This is a genomic window from Herbaspirillum sp. AP02 (assembly GCF_015767275.1).
GTDB lineage: Bacteria > Pseudomonadota > Gammaproteobacteria > Burkholderiales > Burkholderiaceae_D > Herbaspirillum.
Genome location: NZ_JADWMY010000001.1, coordinates 1,099,035 through 1,119,567, shown reverse-complemented (window position 1 = coordinate 1,119,567; position 20,533 = coordinate 1,099,035). Strand labels below are relative to the sequence as shown.

Below are 20,533 nucleotides of genomic sequence, written 5' to 3'. Positions count from 1 at the left end.
CCTTTTCCTTGTTGCGACGCAGTAGCATAGCACGCTTTGCCTTACGCCCCGCTTGCTGGTCAGACCAGTGGCTTGCAGTCCACAAGTTCATGCAAAACCCTGCAGAAACAAAAAGCCCCCGTGCGGGACGGGGGCCTTGGGTGGCAGCGCGGCTGCCGTAGTGCGGGTGGTGCCGGTGGTGCAGCGCGCCGCCACCAGCGCAGGCTCAGTCGAAGACCGGGCTTTCCACACCCAGGATCTTGTGCAGCTTGGGCGAGGTGGTGGTGTACTGCATGTGGATCTTCTTTTCCGGGAAGATATAGGGCGCAGCGCCGAAGGCGGCCAGCGCGGCTTCGTGGAAGCCCGACAGGATCAGCTTCTTCTTGCCCGGATAGGTGTTGATGTCGCCCACGGCGAAGATGCCCGGGACATTGGTCTCGAACTTCTCGGTATCCATCACCTTCAGTTGCTTGCGCTCGATCTCCAGGCCCCACTCGGCGATCGGGCCCAGCTTGGGCGACAGGCCGAAGAAGACCAGCAGCATGTCCAGCGGCAGGCGGCGGGTGACGCCGTCGGCACCGGTGACCTTGACCTCGGCCAGCTTGCCGTCCTTGATCTCGGTGCCGGTGACCTGGCCGATCAGCAGTTGCATCTCGTACTGTTCGCACAGTTCCTTCATCTTGGCCACCGACGCCGGCGCGGCGCGGAATTCGTCGCGACGGTGCAGCAGGATCACCGATTCGGCCTTGCCCACGAAGTTCAGCGCCCAGTCCAGGGCGGAGTCGCCGCCGCCGCAGATGACGATGTTCTTGCCTTCGAACACGGCCGGGTCCTTGACCCGGTAGAACACCTGCGAGCCTTCGAACTGCTCGATGCCTTCGACCTTCAGGGTACGCGGCTGGAACGAACCCACGCCGGCGGCAATGAAGATGGTCTTGGTGATGAAGCGGGTGCCGGTGGAGGTCTCGACATCGAAACGTCCATCTTCGCGCTTGTTGACCAGGGTCACTTCCTGGCCCAGGTGGAAGGTGGGCGAGAAGGGCTCGATCTGCTTCAGCAGGTTGTCGGTCAGTTCCTGGCCGGTGCAGACCGGCACGGCCGGGATGTCATAGATGGGCTTGTCCGGATACAGCTCCACGCACTGGCCGCCGACGACCGGCAGCGAATCGATCACGTGCGCCTTGATTTCCAAGAGGCCGAGTTCGAACACCTGGAACAGGCCGACCGGGCCGGCGCCGATGATGACGGCATCGGCATCGATGACGCCGTTGACTGCCGCGCTCTGGACATTGTTTTCCATGATTTTCTTGATATTCCTGTTTCAGTAGATCAGATCAGTAGAGAGGCTTTTCGCACTTGCGCGTTGCGCGTCTGGCTAGCGGCGTGGGCCGCATGGCGGTGGATCGGCCAGATAAAGAAGGTGCATAAAGAGGGCACTGCAGGCCTGCACCGCTTCGACGACGCCAACCCATGAGGCTGACAGGGGCTTTGCGGAGGGCCAAATACAAACGGCTGCGCATCTGGCTGGGGCGATGGTGCTGCCAGGCTGGATGCGCAACCGCAATTCTGGGTGGGTTCGGGCCCGACCGGCTTGATCTGCCGCAGCGATCAGCGCTGCAGGTATTGCAGCTTGTCGGTCTTGTCCTTCCATTCCTCGGCGTCCGGCAGCGGTGCCTTGGTCTTGGTGATGGAGGGCCAGTTGCGGGACAGGTCGGCGTTCAGGGCAATGTATGGCTGCTGGTCGGCCGGCACGTCTTCTTCCGCGTAGATCGCATTGACCGGGCATTCGGCCACGCACACGGCGCAGTCGATGCATTCGTCCGGGTCAATCGCGAGGAAATTGGGGCCTTCGCGGAAACAATCCACCGGGCAAACATCCACGCAATCCGTGTAGCGGCAACGGACGCAGGAATCGGTGACAACGTGGGTCATAACTGTCCTATCTGTAAAATTTCTTCAAACCGATGGCTAACTGCGCCGCAATTGATGGCAATATGGCACGGTTAAAATCATGTTGCGGCTGGTCAACCTGTTGTCGAGGTCCATTTTGCGCGCATCTGGTAGCATCCTCCGCCTTGTGGGCGCCCTTGGGATGCCGCTGCGCAACCCGCCGCAAAGCCTTGTATTTTAAGGTAATTCGATTTTTCCCACAAATGAGGCTTATACAGTTTACGTATAAGTAAATAAACAAGCTCGCCACCAGACCCGCCGCCGCCAAGGTCTTCCGGATGCCGCCGCCGCGCACGGAACAAGGCCGCCAGGCGTGCCGGTCGATGCCGCGCATCAACTGATAAGGAAGTCCCGGCGTGAACGCTGAAGACACCAGACCCTCCTCCCTCCGTCGTTCCCTGCTGCCGGCCATGCTGGGCCTGCTGGCCGCGCTGGCCTTGCCGCTGGTGCCGGTCCTCCCCGCCAAGGCCGCCGAAGCCATCCGCATCGGCGAGATCAACAGCCAGGGGCGCCAGTCACTTTCCGGGCAAGCCTACCGCAATGGGCTGGCGCTGGCCCTGGAGCAGATCAATGAAGCCGGTGGTGTCCACGGCCGGCCGCTGCAGCTGGTGGTGCGTGATGACGACGGCGACGCCGACCAGGCCGCCCGCAACGCCAGGGAACTGGTCAGCAAGGAACACGTCGAGGTGCTGACCGGCACCATGCTCTCCGACGTGGCCCTGGCGGTGGCGCGCGAAGCCGCCCGCGGCAAGACTGTGCTGGTGGTGGGCGATGCCCTGTCGGACGCCATCACCCTGGACAAGGGCAACCGCTTCACCTTCCGTGTGCGACCCTCGACCTACATGCAGGCTGCCATGCTGGCCGAACAGGCCGCGCGTCTGCCCGGACGGCGCTGGGCGGTGGTGGCCCCCAACTATGAATACGGCCAGAGCGCCGTGGCCAGCTTCAAGATGCTGTTGAAGCAGGCCCGCCCGGATGTGGAATTCGTCAGCGACCAATGGCCGGCGCTGGGCAAGATCAAGGCCGACGACGTGGCGCGGGCGATCCGCCAGTCGCGCCCGGACGGCATCTTCAACGCCACCTTCGGCGACGACCTGCAGAAGTTCGTCCAGGCCGGCAATCGTCTGCAATTGTTCAATGGCGTGCAAGTGGTGTCGCTGGCCTCGGCCGGCGCGCAGAGTCTGGACCCTTCGCAGAGCGAGGCGATCCGCGACTGGCTGGCCGTCGGCTACCCCTGGGACCAGATCAACACACCCGAACACCAGCGCTTCCTGGAAGCCTATCTGAAGAAATTCAGCGAACGCCCGCAGCTGTCGTCCGTCCTGGGCTATTCCACGATGATGGCCATCGCCGCCGGCCTGAAGAAAAGTGAAGGAAATGACGGCGAGGCTCTGGTAGAGGCGCTGCGTGGCCTGCGCTGGTCTTCACCGCTGGGTGAACTCAGCTTCCGCGCCCTGGACCAGCAAGCCTCCATGGGCGCCTTCGTCGGGCTGGTCTCGCAGAAGGAGGGGCGCAGCACCATGCGCGAGTGGCGCTACCTGGATGGCAACGCCTATCTGCCCCCGGCCACCTACGTGCGCAGTCGCCGTCCGGGCTCGGCCACCAAGTGATCTCCTGGCTGTACGCTCAAAGCCCCCCTTGGAGCAGGGGGCTTTGCCATCGCCGATCTCGGTTAAGATAGCGCACGCGGTGCCCGAGGGTGCCGCCAAGGCATGGCGCGGGACCGCTCCGGGGCGACCCGCCATGCACGTGGACCATCAACATGGCAGCATGCGGCGCATCCGCATCCGGACTTCATGATCATCACTTCCTTACTCGACACCGACCTGTACAAATTCACGATGATGCAGGTGGTGCTGCATCACTTTCCCGGCGCGCAAGTCGAATATCGCTTCAAATGCCGCAACGAGCACATCGATCTGACCCCCTACGTCGAGGAAATTCGCGCCGAGATCGCCGCGCTGTGCCGCTTGCGCTTCAAGGAAGACGAACTGAACTACCTGCGCGGCCTGCGCTTCATCAAGAGTGACTTCGTCGACTTCCTCGACCTGTTCCACCTGAACGAAAAGTACATCACCGTCCAGCCCGATCCGGCTGGCAACGGCGAGATCGAGATCAGCGTCAAGGGCCCGTGGCTGCACACCATCATGTTCGAAGTGCCGGTGCTGGCCATCGTCAATGAAGTCTATTTCCGCGCCACCCAGCGCTCGCCCGACCTGGAAGAGGGCAGGGCGCGCCTGCGCCGGAAGATGTCGGTCATCACCGACGACGCCGAACTGGCCGGCTGCAAGATCGCCGACTACGGCACCCGCCGCCGCTTCTCGCGCAGCTGGCATGCCGAAGTCATCGACGAGATGAAGCAGCACATGGGCGAGCATTTCGCCGGTACCTCCAACGTGATGTACGCCATGCAGCACGACCTCACGCCCCTGGGCACCATGGCCCACGAATACCTGCAGGCCTGCCAGGCCCTCGGTCCGCGCCTGCGCGATTCACAGACCTTCGCTTTCGAGATGTGGGCGCGTGAATATCGCGGCGACCTGGGTATTACGCTCTCCGACGTCTATGGCATGGATGCCTTCCTGCGCGATTACGACATGTATTTCTGCAAGCTCTTCGACGGTGCCCGCCACGACTCGGGCGACCCCTTCGAATGGGGCGAGCGCCTGATCCAGCATTACCGCGACAATCGCGTCGATCCCTCCAGCAAGGTGCTGGTGTTCTCCGACAGCCTGGACTTCGACAAGGTGCGCGCCCTGTACCTGCGCTTCAAGGACCGCGCCAAGGTGGCCTTCGGTGTGGGCACCAACCTGACCAACGACCTGGGATATACGCCCCTGCAGGTGGTCATGAAGATGGTGCGCTGCAACGGCCAGCCGGTGGCGAAGCTCTCCGACACCCCGTCCAAGAACATGTGCGATGACCCGGCTTATGTGAACTATCTGCGCCAGGTGTTCCAGATCAAGGCCTGACCGGATTTGAGCGGATTTGGTCAATAGCTGAAAGTTTTTTCACTGGCCGGTTTTCGCGCGCCGGCGGCAAGTCGGCTGCTATAGTGTGGCTCCCCGTCGTCGGCTGTCATGGTGGCGGGGTTTTCTTCACTGCCATCTTGAGGACGACACTTGCCGCTCAACGCCATCCTCCTTGCCCTGCTGGGTTTGACGCTTCCTCTGTCCGCTCAGGCCGCCGATCTTGACGGTGCCGGGCTGTCGCTGGTCTGGGCTCTCCCATTTGCCGGCGTGCTGCTCTCCATCGCCGTGCTGCCACTGCTGGCGCCGTCGCTATGGCATCACCATTTCGGCAAGATCGCCGGTGCCTGGGCGCTGGCCCTGCTGCTGCCGCTGGCCGCCACGCAGGGCCTGCACGCCGCACTGGCCATCAGCGTGCATGCGCTGGTGGCGGAATATCTTCCCTTCATCATCCTGCTGACCGCCCTCTTCACGGTGGCCGGTGGCATCTGCGTACGCGGCAACCTGCACGGCACGCCGGCCTTGAATACCGGACTGCTGGCGCTGGGGACCCTGCTGGCCAGCATCATGGGCACCACCGGCGCGGCCATGCTGCTGATCCGCCCACTGATCCGCGCCAACGACGACCGCAAGCACTCCGTGCATGTGGTGGTGTTCTTCATCTTCCTGGTGGCCAATGCCGGCGGTTCGCTCACGCCGTTGGGTGATCCGCCCCTGTTCCTGGGCTTCCTGAAGGGGGTGGACTTCTTCTGGACCGCACGCCACCTGCTGGTGCCGATGGTCTTCCTGTGTGGCGCGCTGCTGCTGATCTTCTACCTGCTGGACCGGCACTTCTACCTCAACCGGGAAGAGCGCCGCCCGCTCGACCCCACGCCTGACTCGTCGCTGCAGCTGGAAGGCAGCGTCAACTTCCTGCTGCTGGCAGCGGTGGTCGGGCTGGTGCTCATGAGCGGCCTGTGGAAGCCCGGCGTGGCCACCGAGTTGATGGGGGCGCCGCTGGAATGGCAGAACCTGCTGCGTGATGGCGCCTTGCTGCTGGTGATTCTGCTGTCGCTGTGGCTGACCCCCGGCAGCGCCCGTGCCGGCAACGAGTTCGGCTGGGGGCCGATGCTGGAGGTGGGCAAGCTGTTCGCCGCCATCTTCCTCACCATCGCCCCGGTCATCGCCATGCTGCGCGCCGGCGAGCAGGGCGCCTTTGCCGCCGTGGTGCGCGCCGTGACCGGTCCCGACGGGCGGCCGGACGATGTGATGTATTTCTGGATGACGGGCCTGCTGTCCTCCTTCCTCGACAATGCACCGACCTATCTGGTGTTCTTCAACACCGCCTCGGGCGATGCACGCGAACTCATGGGGCCGCTGGCCTCGACGCTGGCGGCCATTTCCGCCGGTGCCGTCTTCATGGGGGCCAACAGCTATATCGGCAATGCACCCAACATGATGGTCAAGGCCATTGCCGAGGAGCGCGGCATCCGCATGCCCAGTTTCTTCGGTTACATGGCATGGTCGGTGGGCATCCTGGTACCGCTGTTCATCATCATGAGCTTTCTGTTCTTCTGATCTTCCGAATTCCTGAATTTCTGTTCAGTCACGCGAATCCAACCAGACATTTCGAGACACTACGAGCCTCCTATGAAACCAAAGATCTTCGTCGCCCGCGCCGTCTTCCCTGAAGTATTGGCGCGCCTGGAGCAGCACTTCGAGGTCGAGTCCAACCAGGACGACCGCATCTACACTGCCGATGAACTGCAGGCCAGGGCCCAGGGCAAGGTCGGCCTCTTCACCACCCCCAGCGAACCGGTCACGGCGGCGCTGTTCGCCGCCAATCCGCAACTCAAGGCGGTCTGCAACATGGCCGTGGGCTACAACAACATCGACGTGGCCGCCGCCACCCGCGCTGGCGTGATGGCCACCAACACGCCCGATGTGCTCAACGAGACCACCGCCGATTTCGGCTGGGCGCTGATGATGGCGGCCGCCCGCCGCATCACCGAATCCGAGCACTTCCTGCGCGCCGGCCAGTGGAAGAAATGGAGCTACGACAGCTTCGTCGGCCCCGACATCCATGGCGCCACCCTGGGCATCATCGGCATGGGCCGCATCGGCCAGGCCATCGCCCGCCGCTCGCTGGGCTTCGACATGCAGGTGCTGTACCACAATCGGTCGCGCCTGGCGCCGGAGCAGGAGGCGCGTGCCAACAACGCGCGCTACGTCAGCAAGGAAGATCTGCTCCGGCAGGCCGACCACGTGGTGCTGGTGCTGCCCTATTCGAAGGACACCCACCACACCATCGGCGCCACCGAGCTGGCGCTGATGAAGCCGACCGCCACCCTGACCAATATCGCCCGTGGCGGCATCGTCGATGACGCCGCCTTGATCGCGGCCTTGCGTGAAGGCCGCATCGCCGCTGCCGGCGTGGACGTGTTCGAGAACGAGCCGGCCTTCAAGCCGGAATTCCTCGATCTCAGCAATGTGGTGCTCACCCCCCACATCGCCAGCGCCTCCACCCCCACGCGCCTGGCCATGGCCAATTGCGCCGCCGGCAACCTGATTGCCGCCTTGTCCGGCCAGCGCCCGCCCAACCTGCTCAACCCGGACGTGGTCAAGGGCTGATCCTGCCACATTGCGACAAAGCAAAATGGGCGCACCCGATCAAGGGTGCGCCCATTTTTCTACGCTTTCGCTTCCGGTATGCGGCAACAGCTAACGGATGCCGCGCCCGCATCAACCCTTCAGGTCATTGAAGATATCGATGTATTCCTGCTGCGCTTCGGCTTGCGGCTTGCCCTTGAGCGCGGCCCAGGCGTCGAACTTGGCGCGGGCCACGAAATCGGTCATGCCGGGGCGCTCGCCCTGCACGTCGCCGTTGCTGCCCTGCTTGTAGAGGCCATACATCTTCAGCAGGGTCATGTTGTCGGGACGCTCGGGCAGGCTCTTGGATTCGGCCACGGCCGCTTCGAACTGTTCTTGCAGGGTGCTCATGTCTCTCTCCTCCCGTGGGCTCAGACGCCCAGCAGTTCGACTTCGAAGATCAGGGTGGCATTGGGCGGAATCACGCCGCCGGCGCCACGGGCGCCATAGCCCAGTTCCGCCGGGATGATCAGCTTGCGGGTGCCGCCGATCTTCATGCCCTGCACGCCTTCGTCCCAGCCCTTGATCACATGACCTGCGCCCAGCGGGAAGGCGAACGGGTCATTACGGTCCTTGCTGGAATCGAACTTGCTGCCGGCGCTGCCGTCTGCATTCTGCAGCCAGCCGGTGTAATGCACGGTGACATGGCTGCCGGCCTTGGCTTCGTCGCCTGCGCCTACGGTGATTTCTTCATATTGCAGCCCGGAAGCTGTGGTGATCGTGGACATCATGTTCCTTTCGGTGAGGGGATAGGGTGTGTGCGGCCTGTCTGTTCATCTTGGATGGAGCCGGACTGATGGATAGTGCTCGCAAGCAAGTTTCCTGTTGTCCGCCACCACGTGCGCGTCGGCGCCTGGCGACAGGCTTGCAGGCCGCTCCGGCTGCGGCATGCGACCGGAACGGCAGGCAGTGTAAACCAAAAATTGAATTTTTTTCATATTGCCTCAGCGCGCTGTCAGCGGGATGCTCCCGGCATGCGTTAAGAGCCCAGGACGTGCTCCGTGCACGATGAGATCAGGCATTTTTGTGTAAAGTTCGTCATGTTGCGTCGATTCAGCCAACTTTTATCCCTTTCTTCCCTTTCCCTCCGCGCAGCATGTGTGTCGGCCGTTCTCGCGGTGTCCGCCCATGCCAACGTGGTGGTGGTGCTCAACTCCGGCGACGCCTCGGTGTCGCTGCTGGACCAGAGCGGTGAGAAGGAGCTCTCCACCTTCTCGGTCGGCAAGGAGCCGCACCACCTGATGGCCACCCCGGACAACAAGTCCCTGATCGTGGCCAGCGCCACCGGCAACCAGTTGCTGTTCCTGGACCCCAAGACCGGTACCGTGCAGCGCAAGATCCGCGACATCATCGATCCCTACCAGATCGGCTTCACCCCCGACCAGAAGTGGTTCGTGGCCACCGGCCTGCGCCTGGACCGGGTCGATGTCTACAGTTATGACGGCCAGGACCTGAAGCTGTCCAAGCGCATCCCGCTGGCCAAGACGCCCAGCCACATCGCCTTCGACAACGACAGCACCATCGCCTTCATCACCCAGCAGGGCAGCGACCAGATCAGCGCCATCGACCTGGCCACCCAGCAGGTCAAGTGGACCATGCCGGTGGGCAAGCTGCCGGCCGGTATCGTCATGACCCCGGACAACAAGTACCTGCTGGTGGGCATCATGGGGTCGGACTATGTCGAGGTGATCGACTGGCGCACCCAGAAGATGGTCAAGAAGATCAAGACCGGCATCGGCGCCCACAACTTCCGTGGTCAGGGTGACAAGCGCTTCATCTATGTCTCCAACCGGGTGGCCAATACCATCAGCATCGTTGACATGACCACGCTGGAAAACGTCGGTACCATCAAGGTTCCCGGCGGCCCGGATTGCATGGAAGTCACCGCCGACGGCAAGACCATGTGGGCCACGCTGCGCTGGAGCAAGAAGGTGGCAGTGATCGACCTGGCCAGCCGTTCGGTGACCAAGGTGATCCCGGTAGGCCGTTCGCCGCACGGCATCTACCTGTACAACCGGGCGCCCGATATCTGACCCCGCCGATGACCGCTCCACGATGACGCTGTCCCTCTCGAACCAGACCCTGCGCGGCCTGTGCCTGTTCGCCGTCCTGGCGGCCGGCCAGGCCGTTGCGCAATCCACCGCGCCCGAGGCCGCCGCCTGCAAGGGGCACATCTATCTCACCTTCGATACCGGCAGCCAGTCCCAGGCCGAACTGATCGAACAGACCCTGCTGCGCCACCATATCAAGGCCACCTTCTTCCTGGCCAACGAGAAGACCATCCACGGTGACTACTCCCTGGACCCGGCCTGGGCGCCGCTGTGGAAGCGGCTGGTGGCCGAGGGCCATGCCTTTGGTACCCATACCTTCGACCATGTCTACGTGGTTCGCGACCTGCCGGACGGCAAGGTCGAGGTGCGGCCGCAATTCGGCGCGCAGGCCGGCAAGAAGCTGCAATGGACCCCGGCCCAGTATTGCCAGGAGATGCAGCGCGTGGACCAGCGCTTCCAGCAGCTGACCGGGCACAAGCTCGACCCGCTGTGGCGCGCCCCCGGCGGGCGCCTGACGCACAACCTGCTCAAGGCCGGCGAAGCCTGCGGCTATGCCCATGTGGCCTGGGCGCCGGCCGGTTTTTCCGGCGACGAACTGCCCAGCGACAAATTCCCCAACGAGATGCTGCTGAAAAAGGCGCTCGATGGCCTCAAGGATGGTGATATCTTCCTGGCCCATATGGGCATCTGGTCGCGCCAGGATCCCTGGGCGCCGGCCGTGCTGGAACCCTTGATCAGCGGGCTGGAGCAGAAGGGGTACTGCTTTGCCACCCTGCGCGAGCATCCAGCCTACCGCCACCTGTTTGGCGCCGCCAAGGAACACTGAACGCCGCTGCCAGTCGAACCGGCGCCGACGGCAGGAGGCAGGGGGCCTTCTGGACCGTCGGCCCGCAGCCCGTCCACAGCGGCATACCGTCATACCGATTCAAGCCTATCCATGATCCAGACCATTTCCGACCTCTTTGCCTCCGTCCAGGGCTGGCTGTTCGAGACCCTGATACAGCCGCTGGTGTTTTTCACCGGCATGGGCGAATTCGTCGAAGAAGCCTTCACCGGCACCGAATTCGTGCTGGTGGGCCTGTGCGAACTGGTGATCCTGTTCCTGATCCTGCGCCCGCTGGAGGCCGCGATCCCGGTCCATCCCATCACCGACCCGCGCGCGCGCTGGAACGATTTCATCTATACCGTCCTGCAGCGGCTGGGCATCATCCCCATCGTCGCTTTCCTGCTGCTCGATCCGTCCCTGTCCTATCTGTCCGAGGCATTGCACCTGGAAGGCTGGGGTACCTTCAATCTGGACCAGATCTGGCCTGGCGTGACCGACCGCGCGCTGGTCAGCTTCCTGCTCTACATGGTGGTGCTGGACCTGTGCGAGTACGTCTACCACTGGGCGCAGCACAACGTGCGCTGGATGTGGGCCCTGCACAGCCTGCACCACAGTCAGCAGAACATGAACCTGTGGAGCGATGACCGCAACCACATGCTCGACAACCTGGTGCACGACATGATCTTCGGCCTGATCGCCGTGCTGATCGGCGTGGAGCCCTCGCAATACATCCTGCTGGTCTCGCTCTCGCGCATGCTGCAAAGCCTGCAGCACGCCAATGTGCGCATCCATTTCGGCCGCATCGGCGAATACCTGCTGGTCTCGCCGCGCTTCCATCGCACCCATCACGCCATCGGCCTGGGCCATGAAAGCCGGGGCCGCAATTCGCTGGGCGGGCATAACTTCGCCGTGCTCTTCCCGATCTGGGATGTGATCTTCCGTACCGCCCACTTCAGCCAGGGTTTTGCCATGACCGGCGTGCGCGACCAGCTGCCGCCACCGGCCGGCCGTGGTCGCGACTATGGCCGCGGCTTCTGGATGCAGCAATGGCTGGGCTTGAAGCGCCTGGTTGAATTCACCCGCAGGAAGCCACGCTGATGCGCCTCTTCCTCGCCTCCTTCGGTCGCGCCCTGCTGGCGCAGCTGCACATCCGCATGCTGTGGCTGACCGTGCTGCCTTTCCTGGTTTCCCTGGCGCTGTGGGCGGTCTGTCTGTGGCTGGGCCTGCAACCCATCATCGACTGGCTGCAAGCCTATTTCGTCACCAACAGCCTGTTCGGGGAAATCGGCAGCATGCTGGCATGGTTCGGCATGGCGACCTTGAAGACGGTGCTGGTACCGCTCCTGGCGATGTGGACGCTGCTGCCGCTGATGATCATCACGGCGCTGGTCTTCGTCGGCCTGTTCACGATCCCGGCCATTTCCCGCCACATCGGTGCGCGTCACTATCCCATGCTCTCCAAGCGCCACGGCGGCAGCGTCGCCGGCAGTCTGTGGACCTCGCTGTGGTGCTTTGCGGTATTCACCCTCCTGTGGCTGGCCACGATCTGGGTGTTCCTGATCCCGCCGCTGGCCTTCGTGATCCATTCGCTGCTCTGGGGCTGGCTGACCTATCGCGTCATGGCCTACGACACCCTGGCCGACTACGCCAGCACCGAAGAGCGGCACGCCGTGCTGCGCCTGCATCGCTGGCCGCTGCTGGCGGTGGGTACCATCGCCGGCGCACTGGGCGCGGCGCCCACGCTGCTGTGGCTGGGCGGGGTGCTGTCGGTGATCCTGCTGCCGGCACTGGCCGCGCTGGCGATCTGGCTGTATGTGCTGGTGTTCGTCTTTACCGCGCTGTGGTTCCAGTTCTATTGCCTGGAAGCGCTGCTGCGCTACCGCAGCGGCCAGGCACCCGATGGTCCGGTGGATGGTGCAGTCATCGATGTGACGCCACGTTGAAGCCTGATTGACGCCAGCTGGATGCACCTGCTGTGCGGCGGGGCAGGGCGCGGCCAGCCACGTCCCTGTCGAATGGGGCATAATCGCCGCAGTGTTTCAACAACTTTCTGGCAGGTTCTCTCATGGCATTCGGACTCATCATCATCGGCGACGAGATTCTCTCCGGTCGTCGCATCGACAAGCATTTCCCCAAGGTCTTGGAGCTGCTCAGCCAGCGTGGCCTGCAATTGTCCTGGGCGGAATACCTGGGCGACGACCCGGCCCGCATCACCGCCACCCTGAAGCGCACGCTGGCCACCCAGGACGTGGTGTTCTGCACCGGCGGCATCGGCGCCACCCCGGACGACCATACCCGCCAGTGCGCTGCGGCCGCACTGGGCGTGCCGGTGGTGCTGCATCCCCAGGCCAAGGAAAAGATCCAGGAGCGTATCGCCGACATGGCCCGCGAAACCGGTGCCACACCCGACTTCGACGCGCCGGAGAACCAGCACCGCCTGAAGATGGGCGAGTTCCCGCAGGGCGCCTCCATCATCCCCAATCCCTACAACAAGATTCCCGGCTTCTCCCTGCCCAATACCAGCGGCGAGGGCGCCCATTACTTCGCGCCCGGGTTCCCGGTGATGGCCTGGCCGATGTTCGAATGGGTGCTGGAGAACCACTACGCCGACCAGTTCCACCGCAACGCCTGGGCCGAACGTTCGATGCTGGTGTACGAGGCGATGGAATCGACCCTGACTCCGCTGATGGAAGCCATCGAGGCGCAATTCCCGCTGGTGAAGGTCTTCAGCCTGCCGCACGTGGGCGACCAGCAGACCCGCCGCCATATCGACCTGGGCGTGAAGGGTGACCCGACACAAGTGGAGCCGGCCTTCGAGAAGATGCAGGAAGGCCTGCGCATCCTGCGTGCCGAGTTCCAGATCAGCGCCTGAAACACGGAGCGTCAGACGGCAAAAGGCCCCGGTCCAGCCGGGGCCTTTCAGCAATCGGCGCGAGCGCCGGATTGTTGATTACTTTTGATTACTTCTTGGCAGCGCGGGTCACCTTGGCGCCAGCCTGGGACATCTGGTCCACGGCGTTGCTGACATTGGCTTCCAGCGCTTCGGCCGCTTGCTTGGCGTTCTTGGTGAACTGTTCGTAGCCGGCGCTCATGTTGCCGATGGCCGACTTGAACATCGAGATGGCCTGTTCCGAACCGGCCGGGGCGTTCTTGGCGACTTCGTCGATCATTGCCACCACCTTGCGGTTGGCTTCGGCGATCTGCGCTTCGGCAGCCTTGGTCAGTTCCGACTGGGTGCTGGAGAAGATGCCGCTCAGGTGACGGCCGTAGGCGACCGACTTTTCCAGCGTCGGCTGGGCCTGCGCGCTGCTGAGGGCGAAGAATTCCTGCGGGTCCTTGGCAGCAAACAGCTTCTGGGCTGCAGCCTGGCTTTCTTCGAGCGAGGACTTGGTCGCCTTCAGGTTCAGCTCCACCAGTTTTTCCATGCCTTCAAAGGTCTTGCTCGCCAGCTGGCTGAACAGCGCGATCTGGGCTTCGGCATTGGCTTTGGCAGCAGCAGAAAATTGCTCGGTGTAGTTCGTCATGTTGAAACATCCTTCTCGGTGATAGGTTGATGAACAATGCTGCGACAGTGATTGCTTACGGACCAATCTGAAGGGAAAGGTGGATCTCCGCTGTAATTTCTTATTTGAATATGATGCATTGCACAAGGCGGATTCTAGTTTAATCGTGCATAAAGTCAAACGTTTCATCGCGTGAGAACTGCGAAAAGTGTTTCAAAATTGATCCACGTCTAATCAAGGACTTACGCGATCTTTGATGAGGAATTCGATTCTTTTCCAGCTTGCTGTCCAGCCAATGAAATTACGTTATCAGTATCGTGCGCGCAATCGTTTGCGCCGCATCGCAAAACGCTTGTTGCAATGCAGAAACCCGTATCAACAGGAAGGAATTTGTTCTTGAAGGCCTTTTACAGCGACCATTTCGTGCTGCCCCTGCCACCGGGCCACCGCTTCCCCATGATCAAGTACCGCATGATCCGTGAAGGGGCGGCCAGCCTGCAGCCTGCCATCGATTTCCATGAAGCCCGGGCCGCCAGCGATGGCGAGCTGGCGCTGGCGCACCATCCCGATTACATCGACCGTGCCAGCCGTGGCGAACTGAGCGCAGCCGAACAGCGCGAGATCGGTTTTCCGTGGTCGCCGCAGATGGTGGAGCGCTCGCGCCGCTCTTCCGGCGCTACCATCGCCGCCTGTCGCACTGCCTTCGAGGAGGGGGTTGCGGTCAACCTGGCCGGCGGCACCCACCACGCCTATGCCGACCATGGCGCCGGCTTCTGCGTCTTCAATGACGCTGCCATCGCCGCCCGCCTCATGCAGGCCGAGCGCCGGGCCGCCCGGGTCGCCATCGTCGACCTGGACGTGCATCAGGGCAACGGCACCGCATCGATCCTGGCGCGGGATGAATCGGTATTCACTTTGTCTCTGCACGGAGAGAATAATTACCCCTTTGAAAAGGAGCGCAGCGATCTCGACGTCGCCCTGCCCGACGGCGTCGGTGACGCCGACTATCTGGCTGCCCTGCAGGGCGCCCTGACGACGCTGCAGCAGCGCTTCGCCCCGCAGTTGCTGATCTACCTGGCCGGCGCGGATCCGCACGAGGGCGACCGCCTGGGCAAGATGAAACTGAGCATGGCCGGATTGGCGGCCCGTGACGAGACCGTGTTCGCCTATGCACGCGAGCACAAAATTCCGGTTGCGGTTACGATGGCGGGCGGCTACGGCAGAGATATCGAACAAACCGTCGCCGTCCACCTGCAAACGATAAGACTCGCCGGCCTCCACGCTGCCCGCTGGAGCGCACGGTGAAATGACCCGGGCCTATTCGCGCATGAGCATGACGCATGCGGCCCGCCCACGGAAAAGAAATGATGCAATCCTCCGCCGGCACCAGTCGGTCGCGCCAGCTTCTGATGAGCCTGGTGCCCCTGTTGTTCGTATTGATCTGGAGCACCGGCTTCATCGTCGCCAAGTTCGGCCTGCCATATGCGCCCCCGCTGACCTTCCTGCTGTTGCGCTTCACCGGCGTGCTGATCGTGCTGCTGCCGCTGGTGCTGTTGTTTCGCGCTCCCTGGCCGCATGGCCGCATCCGTCACGTGGCCGTGGCCGGCGTGTTGCTGCAGGCCGGCTACCTGGCCGGTGTCTGGTGCGCCATCAAGATCGGCATGCCGGCTGGCCTGTCGGCCCTGATCGTCGGTCTGCAACCCATCCTGACCGCCTTCGCTGCGCCCTTGCTGGGCGAATCGGTGCGTGGCCGGCAATGGGTGGGACTGGCACTAGGCCTGTGCGGGGTAGGGCTGGTGGTGGCCAACAAGATTTCGCTGATCGGCCTGTCCACGGCCAGCATCGGCCTGTGCCTGTTTGCGCTCCTGTGTATCACGATCGGTACCTTGTACCAGAAGCGCTACTGCGCCCACTTCGATCTGCGCACCGGCACCGTGATCCAGTTCGCGGCCTCCATCGTGGTGGTGCTGCCTTTTGCCGTGGCCGTGGAAGGCCTGGATTGGCATCTTGGCAAGGTCCACTGGACGCCACAATTCATCGCTGCGCTGCTGTGGTCGGTGCTGGCCCTGTCGATTGGCGCCATCTTCCTGCTGTTTGCACTGATCCGCCGCAGCGCCGCCACCAGCGTCACCAGTTTGCTCTATCTCACGCCCCCGACCACCGCCGTGATGGCCTGGCTGATGTTCGGCGAAGCCTTCAGCCTGATCGGTGCGCTCGGCATGCTGGTGGGGGTGATTGGCGTGGCCTTCGTGGTCCGCAAATGAAGATCAGCCGGGCGCGGCAGCGTCCGGCATCAGTGTCACCAGTTTCAGGTCCGGCCGGTTGGCCACGCGGAAGTTGACCTGGCGATAGCGCAGTTCCCCCGCCTGCGGGTGTCGGAAGCGGCGCTCGCCGCCTTCACGTTCCACCACATCCTGCAGATGCCAGGCCCGCTTGAACAGCGGGCTGGCGGCAGACAATTCTTCCACCAGCGCCAGCAGGTCCGGATCGTCCAGCAGGCTGGCACTGTCGGCCCGGAACTCGGCCACCAGCCGGCGCGCGCGCTGCTCCCAGTCGACTGTCAAGGCCTGCGCCGTGGTGTTGGCGAACATGAAGCGCAGCAGGCTGGGCGCGGCATGGCCCTCATCCAGCCACCCCACAAAGAGCTTGCGCGCCGCCGGGTTCCAGGCCACCGCATTCCAGTAGCGATCCAGCAGATAGGCCGGGGCGCGGAAGTTGCCGACCGCTTCCAGGATTTCCGCCGCAATCACCGCCACCGCCTGCTGCTCGGGTAGCACCGGGTCCTTCTTGCCGGCCAGTTCGAACAGGTAGGCCCGCTTGGCGCGGGGCAGGTGCAGTGCGTCGGCGATGCGCGCCAGCGCCTGCGGCGAGACGGAGTCGGTCCGCCCCTGTTCGATCCAGGTGTACCAGGTCACGCTGATGCCGCACAACTGCGCCACTTCTTCACGTCGCAAGCCGGGTGTGCGACGTCGGCCATGGGCCAGATGCGGCAGGCCGGCTTGGGACGGCGCCGTCTGTTCGCGCTGGGATTTGAGGAAAGCGCCGAGGGCGCGGCGGGCGGGATCGGGTTCCATGCGGAGGGAGAGGGTGGTGGTTGGTGTAATAGTATAAATGATGAACTTGTAACAGGATAAGGATTCGCTAGACTGGCGGCTCATCCATGGCAATCGCATCATGCGATTGCCTGCTTTGTGTTTTTCTTCACCCCACCTTACCTCGTCTCAGGAGCCCCGCCATGCGCAGCCACCAGCAAGTCGTCACCGAACAGTTCGGCAGTACCGCCGCCGCCTATCTCACCAGCGCCGTGCATGCCCAGGGGGCTGATCTGCAAGAGCTCGCCGCCATCGCCGCCACCATTCCCGGCGCCCGCGTGCTGGACTTGGGATGCGGTGGCGGGCACGCCAGCTTTGCCGTGGCGCCGGTGGTGGAAAAAGTGATTGCCTACGACATTGCCGCCGAAATGCTGGACGTGGTCGCTCGCGCCGCCCGCGAGCGCGGCCTGGACAACCTGGCCGTGCGCCAGGGCAGCGCCGACCGGCTGGAATTTCCCGATGCCAGCTTCGACCTGGTCTGCACCCGCTTTTCGGTGCACCACTGGCGCAATCTGCCGCAGGCGCTCGCTGAAGTGTTCCGGGTGCTCAAACCGGGCGGACGCTTCATCGTCATCGACACCGCCGCACCGGCCGACGTGCTGGCCGATACCTATGTGCAGGCCATCGAATTGCTGCGTGATACTTCACATGTCCGCAATATCAGCCCGAACTCCTGGCGCAAGCTGCTGCAGGCCGCCGGTTTCGCCATCGCCAGCGACAAGACCTGGAAACTGCGCCTGGAATTCGACAGCTGGGTGGCCCGCATGCGCACTCCGCAGGACAACATCACCGCCATCAAGGCACTCTGGAGGGCGGCGCCGGAAGAGGTGAAGCAGTATTTCGCGCTGGACGAGGCTTGCTCCTTCTCCATCGACGTCGCCATGCTGGATGCCCGCAAGGCCTGATCTCCCGCTGCAGTGGCCGTGCCGGCCACAGATGCACTACGCGGTCAACGGCGCCCTCCGATTGTTCGTTAGTGATGCATTCCAGATGTCTCTAAAGTGAACTAAAAAGCGCGAAAACGAGCATCTGGGGCCGGTATTACCTTCTGTTATCGTTTTCAGGACCTGAAAGGGAAGGTTAGACTGGTATCATGTCGCCTCGTTGGCGTGGATCTTGCTCAAAAATAAATCGAAGAAAATCGAGCAGGATGGTCAGGAAACTGCAGAAAATTGGCCGAAAGCAGGGGATGCTTCGGCCGGCCGCAAGATAGAAAGCCGTTTAAATAAATGCGCTAACATCTTAATTCTCTTGCGAAAATTCTGCTTTTTGCTACACTGCCAACGTTTCTCTTGTGTACTATCAGGGTAAATTCGGGGGGAGATCCACCTATGTTCAAATCAGCGCTGGCCATTTTCACATCACTACTTTTCATCCACGCTGGTTTGGCACCTGCCGCAGCCCAGACGGTCAACAACGCCGCCAAGAAGGCCCCGGCCAAGAAGGTGATCGCCAAGCGGCCGGCCGCGGCCGTGAGCAGGACGGTCGCCAAAGGCTCGCTGAACAATCGCGAAAAGCTGGTGCGCAAGGTCAGCGTGGTCAAGGGCAAGCGCCAGATCAGCTACCAGCGCGTCTCGGCCGCCCCTTCGGTGCCGGTGGTGCCACCGGTCATGACCGCCGGCGACCTGGCCGGCCTGAACCTCACGCCCGATCCCTTGGCCCTGCGCTCCAATGTCGCCCTGGTGATCGACCAGGCCAGCTCGCAGGTCCTGTTTGAAAAGAATTCCTCGGTGGCCCTGCCCATCGCCTCGGTCACCAAGCTGATGACCGCACTGGTGGTAGTGGAAGCGCGCCTGAACATGGAAGAAACCCTGACCGTCACCGATGACGACGTCGACCGCGAAAAGCACAGCAGCTCGCGCCTGCGCGTGGGTGCCACCCTGAGCCGCGACGACATGCTGCACATCGCCTTGATGAGCTCCGAGAACCGTGCTGCTTCGGCGTTGGGTCGCAACTATCCGGGCGGCCTGCCGGCCTTCGTGGCGGCCATGAACGCCAAGGCCCGCTCGCTGGGCATGACTGAAACCCACTATGTCGATTCGACCGGCCTGTCCAGCCAGAACGTGGCCAGCGCCCGCGACCTGGCCAAGCTGGTGGTGGCGGCCTACAACTACCCCATCATCCGCCAGTACTCCACCGATCCCAAGTACATGGTCGAACCCAGCGGCCACGCCATGCAGTACAACAGCTCCAACCGCCTGACCTCCAACAAGGAATGGGACATCGGCCTGCAGAAGACCGGTTTCATCAACGAAGCCGGCCACTGCCTGGTGATGTACACCCGTATCGAAGGTCGTCCCATCGTGATGGTGTTCCTGGACTCCAAGGGCCGCCTGTCGCACGTGGGCGATGCCGCCCGCATGCGCAAGTGGCTGGTGGAAGACCAGCCGAATAACCTGACCCGTGTGAAGATGGTCAGGGCCGACGAGGGTTGATCGTCGCAGGAACCTTACGGCACCAACAAAAAAGCGAACCTGATGGTTCGCTTTTTTGTTTTTCAATCGGATTGAATGCGAACAGACCCTCGCATCAGTCCCGGTCCCGGCGATGTCCCAGCGCCGACGAAATCTGGTTGGCCGTGCTGACCAGGTCATCCACCCACTCCTCCTGCAGCCGATCGGCCGGGGCCGAGATCGACAGGCCGGCCACCAGCTTGCCGCTGTCGTCGCAGATGCCGGCGGCCATGCAGCGCACGCCCAGCTCCAGTTCCTCGTTGTCGCGGGCATAACCGAGGGCGCGCACCATGGACAGTTCGCGTTCCAGCTTGGTCAGGTCGGTGATGGAATTCTTGTTATGCCCGGCCAACCCGGTGCGGGTGGCATAGGCACGCACGTTCTTGGGGTCGTCCACCGAGAGGAAAAGCTTGCCGGTGGAGGTCAGGTGCAACGGCGCGCGGCCGCCGATGGCGCGTACCACCTGCATGCCGGAGCGCTCGGAAAAGGAACGGTCGATATAGACGATTTCGTCGGCCTGCCGCACCGACAGGTTGATGGTCTGGTGGGTCTTGCGATGCAGGGCACGCATGAAGTCCAGCGCCGCCTCGCGCACCGATAGCCGGCTCTTGACGATATTGCCCAGCTCCAGCAGGCGCATGCCCAGGCGGTAGGTGCCGGGTTCCACGCGGTCCACGAAGCGCTTCACCACCAGGTCGTTGAGGATGCGGTGCGCGGTCGACGGGTGCAGGTCGGTCGCCGCCGACAATTCCTTCAGGCTGACCGGGTCCGGATAATCGGCCAGCGCATCAAGCAGCGATACCAGTCGCTCGATGACCTGGATGGAAATGTGTTCTGTCTCGCCTGCAGCTTCTTTTTTCATGGCGCAGCCTGGTGCGTTGCAATATGAGGGTTATACCACAATGTGAAAAGAACAAAAAGTTCGACCGTGCGTTTTTGATCTGCCTCAAGCCGGTCAACAGCCGTTGCAATGCACTGTAGGGCAGGGCTGATCGGCCTGCTCGACCACCGAACGCCCGTTCCCTCTTCCTGGCCCGTCCCCGCTATTTGGTTATAAAGACCGGCCGCCTTATTCCGGCGGC

At 62.9% G+C, this 20,533-nt stretch carries 21 protein-coding genes; 13 read left to right on the top strand and 8 right to left on the bottom strand.

Annotated features, from left to right (window positions below; translation table 11 throughout):
• Nucleotides 1-205: 205 nt before the first annotated feature.
• The 3 genes from I5R65_RS05125 to I5R65_RS05115 form a co-directional block, all read right to left on the bottom strand.
• A complete protein-coding gene (locus I5R65_RS05125) occupies nucleotides 206-1,279 on the bottom strand; it encodes an NAD(P)/FAD-dependent oxidoreductase (protein WP_180667334.1) in 1,074 nt (357 codons plus the stop codon).
• 308 nt (nucleotides 1,280-1,587) lie between these two features.
• On the bottom strand, nucleotides 1,588-1,911 hold the full coding sequence (fdxA, locus tag I5R65_RS05120; protein ID WP_180667335.1) for a ferredoxin FdxA: 324 nt from the start codon (nucleotides 1,909-1,911) through the stop codon (nucleotides 1,588-1,590).
• A 7-nt stretch (nucleotides 1,912-1,918) separates the two neighbouring features.
• Entirely contained in the window at nucleotides 1,919-2,302 is a 384-nt protein-coding gene (locus I5R65_RS05115) for a hypothetical protein (RefSeq protein WP_180667336.1), read from the bottom strand.
• Between the two features lie 37 nt (nucleotides 2,303-2,339).
• Between I5R65_RS05115 and I5R65_RS05110 the strand changes: the two genes are divergently transcribed.
• From I5R65_RS05110 to I5R65_RS05095, 4 genes are all read left to right on the top strand, one after another.
• Entirely contained in the window at nucleotides 2,340-3,539 is a 1,200-nt protein-coding gene (locus I5R65_RS05110) for an ABC transporter substrate-binding protein (protein WP_180667685.1), read from the top strand.
• Nucleotides 3,540-3,725: 186 nt separating this feature from the next.
• The gene (pncB, locus tag I5R65_RS05105; RefSeq protein ID WP_180667337.1) at nucleotides 3,726-4,901 is read left to right on the top strand and encodes a nicotinate phosphoribosyltransferase; all 1,176 of its coding nucleotides are present in this window, start codon (nucleotides 3,726-3,728) and stop codon (nucleotides 4,899-4,901) included.
• A gap of 150 nt (nucleotides 4,902-5,051) precedes the next feature.
• Nucleotides 5,052-6,455: a sodium:proton antiporter gene (locus tag I5R65_RS05100; protein ID WP_180667338.1), complete on the top strand. Its 1,404-nt coding sequence runs from the start codon at nucleotides 5,052-5,054 to the stop codon at nucleotides 6,453-6,455.
• Nucleotides 6,456-6,527: 72 nt separating this feature from the next.
• On the top strand, nucleotides 6,528-7,508 hold the full coding sequence (locus tag I5R65_RS05095; RefSeq protein ID WP_180667339.1) for a D-glycerate dehydrogenase: 981 nt from the start codon (nucleotides 6,528-6,530) through the stop codon (nucleotides 7,506-7,508).
• Nucleotides 7,509-7,619: 111 nt separating this feature from the next.
• On the opposite strand, the gene I5R65_RS05090 is transcribed toward I5R65_RS05095, so the two are convergent.
• Both I5R65_RS05090 and I5R65_RS05085 read right to left on the bottom strand, forming a co-directional pair.
• Nucleotides 7,620-7,877 carry an acyl-CoA-binding protein gene (locus I5R65_RS05090; RefSeq protein ID WP_077235077.1) on the bottom strand — a complete coding sequence of 86 codons (258 nt, stop codon included), beginning with the start codon at nucleotides 7,875-7,877 and terminating at the stop codon, nucleotides 7,620-7,622.
• A gap of 20 nt (nucleotides 7,878-7,897) precedes the next feature.
• The gene (locus I5R65_RS05085) at nucleotides 7,898-8,254 is read right to left on the bottom strand and encodes an FKBP-type peptidyl-prolyl cis-trans isomerase (protein WP_180667687.1); all 357 of its coding nucleotides are present in this window, start codon (nucleotides 8,252-8,254) and stop codon (nucleotides 7,898-7,900) included.
• Nucleotides 8,255-8,566: 312 nt separating this feature from the next.
• Here I5R65_RS05085 and I5R65_RS05080 point away from each other — a divergent pair, with 312 nt between their 5' ends.
• From I5R65_RS05080 to I5R65_RS05060, 5 genes are all read left to right on the top strand, one after another.
• The gene (locus tag I5R65_RS05080; protein ID WP_180667340.1) at nucleotides 8,567-9,559 is read left to right on the top strand and encodes a beta-propeller fold lactonase family protein; all 993 of its coding nucleotides are present in this window, start codon (nucleotides 8,567-8,569) and stop codon (nucleotides 9,557-9,559) included.
• Nucleotides 9,560-9,581: 22 nt separating this feature from the next.
• Nucleotides 9,582-10,403, top strand: coding sequence for a polysaccharide deacetylase family protein (locus tag I5R65_RS05075; protein ID WP_180667341.1), 822 nt, complete (start codon nucleotides 9,582-9,584; stop codon nucleotides 10,401-10,403).
• A 111-nt stretch (nucleotides 10,404-10,514) separates the two neighbouring features.
• A complete protein-coding gene (locus I5R65_RS05070) occupies nucleotides 10,515-11,501 on the top strand; it encodes a sterol desaturase family protein (RefSeq protein WP_180667342.1) in 987 nt (328 codons plus the stop codon).
• Nucleotides 11,501-12,346 (top strand): EI24 domain-containing protein, encoded by an 846-nt coding sequence (locus I5R65_RS05065; RefSeq protein ID WP_180667343.1) that lies wholly within the window; start codon nucleotides 11,501-11,503, stop codon nucleotides 12,344-12,346. The genes I5R65_RS05070 and I5R65_RS05065 overlap by 1 nt, the downstream gene beginning before the upstream one ends.
• 122 nt (nucleotides 12,347-12,468) lie before the next feature.
• Complete coding sequence (locus I5R65_RS05060) at nucleotides 12,469-13,275, top strand: molybdopterin-binding protein (protein WP_180667344.1); 807 nt, start codon at nucleotides 12,469-12,471, stop codon at nucleotides 13,273-13,275.
• Between the two features lie 88 nt (nucleotides 13,276-13,363).
• On the opposite strand, the gene I5R65_RS05055 is transcribed toward I5R65_RS05060, so the two are convergent.
• Nucleotides 13,364-13,927 carry a phasin family protein gene (locus tag I5R65_RS05055; protein WP_180667345.1) on the bottom strand — a complete coding sequence of 188 codons (564 nt, stop codon included), beginning with the start codon at nucleotides 13,925-13,927 and terminating at the stop codon, nucleotides 13,364-13,366.
• A gap of 375 nt (nucleotides 13,928-14,302) precedes the next feature.
• Between I5R65_RS05055 and I5R65_RS05050 the strand changes: the two genes are divergently transcribed.
• Both I5R65_RS05050 and I5R65_RS05045 read left to right on the top strand, forming a co-directional pair.
• The gene (locus I5R65_RS05050; protein ID WP_180667346.1) at nucleotides 14,303-15,211 is read left to right on the top strand and encodes a histone deacetylase; all 909 of its coding nucleotides are present in this window, start codon (nucleotides 14,303-14,305) and stop codon (nucleotides 15,209-15,211) included.
• A 59-nt stretch (nucleotides 15,212-15,270) separates the two neighbouring features.
• Nucleotides 15,271-16,170 carry a DMT family transporter gene (locus I5R65_RS05045; protein WP_180667347.1) on the top strand — a complete coding sequence of 300 codons (900 nt, stop codon included), beginning with the start codon at nucleotides 15,271-15,273 and terminating at the stop codon, nucleotides 16,168-16,170.
• Nucleotides 16,171-16,173: 3 nt separating this feature from the next.
• Here the strand turns inward: I5R65_RS05045 and I5R65_RS05040 are convergent, their stop codons facing one another.
• Nucleotides 16,174-16,980, bottom strand: a complete 807-nt coding sequence (locus I5R65_RS05040; protein WP_180667348.1) for a helix-turn-helix transcriptional regulator — start codon at nucleotides 16,978-16,980, stop codon at nucleotides 16,174-16,176.
• Nucleotides 16,981-17,141: 161 nt separating this feature from the next.
• On the opposite strand from I5R65_RS05040, the gene I5R65_RS05035 reads away from it, so the two are divergent.
• Together I5R65_RS05035 and pbpG are read left to right on the top strand one after the other, a co-directional pair.
• The gene (locus I5R65_RS05035) at nucleotides 17,142-17,903 is read left to right on the top strand and encodes a class I SAM-dependent methyltransferase (protein ID WP_180667349.1); all 762 of its coding nucleotides are present in this window, start codon (nucleotides 17,142-17,144) and stop codon (nucleotides 17,901-17,903) included.
• A 426-nt stretch (nucleotides 17,904-18,329) separates the two neighbouring features.
• Nucleotides 18,330-19,433: a D-alanyl-D-alanine endopeptidase gene (gene pbpG / locus I5R65_RS05030; protein ID WP_180667350.1), complete on the top strand. Its 1,104-nt coding sequence runs from the start codon at nucleotides 18,330-18,332 to the stop codon at nucleotides 19,431-19,433.
• A gap of 94 nt (nucleotides 19,434-19,527) precedes the next feature.
• Here pbpG and I5R65_RS05025 read toward each other — a convergent pair whose 3' ends face one another.
• Nucleotides 19,528-20,313, bottom strand: coding sequence for an IclR family transcriptional regulator (locus I5R65_RS05025; protein WP_180667351.1), 786 nt, complete (start codon nucleotides 20,311-20,313; stop codon nucleotides 19,528-19,530).
• Nucleotides 20,314-20,533: the final 220 nt, after the last annotated feature.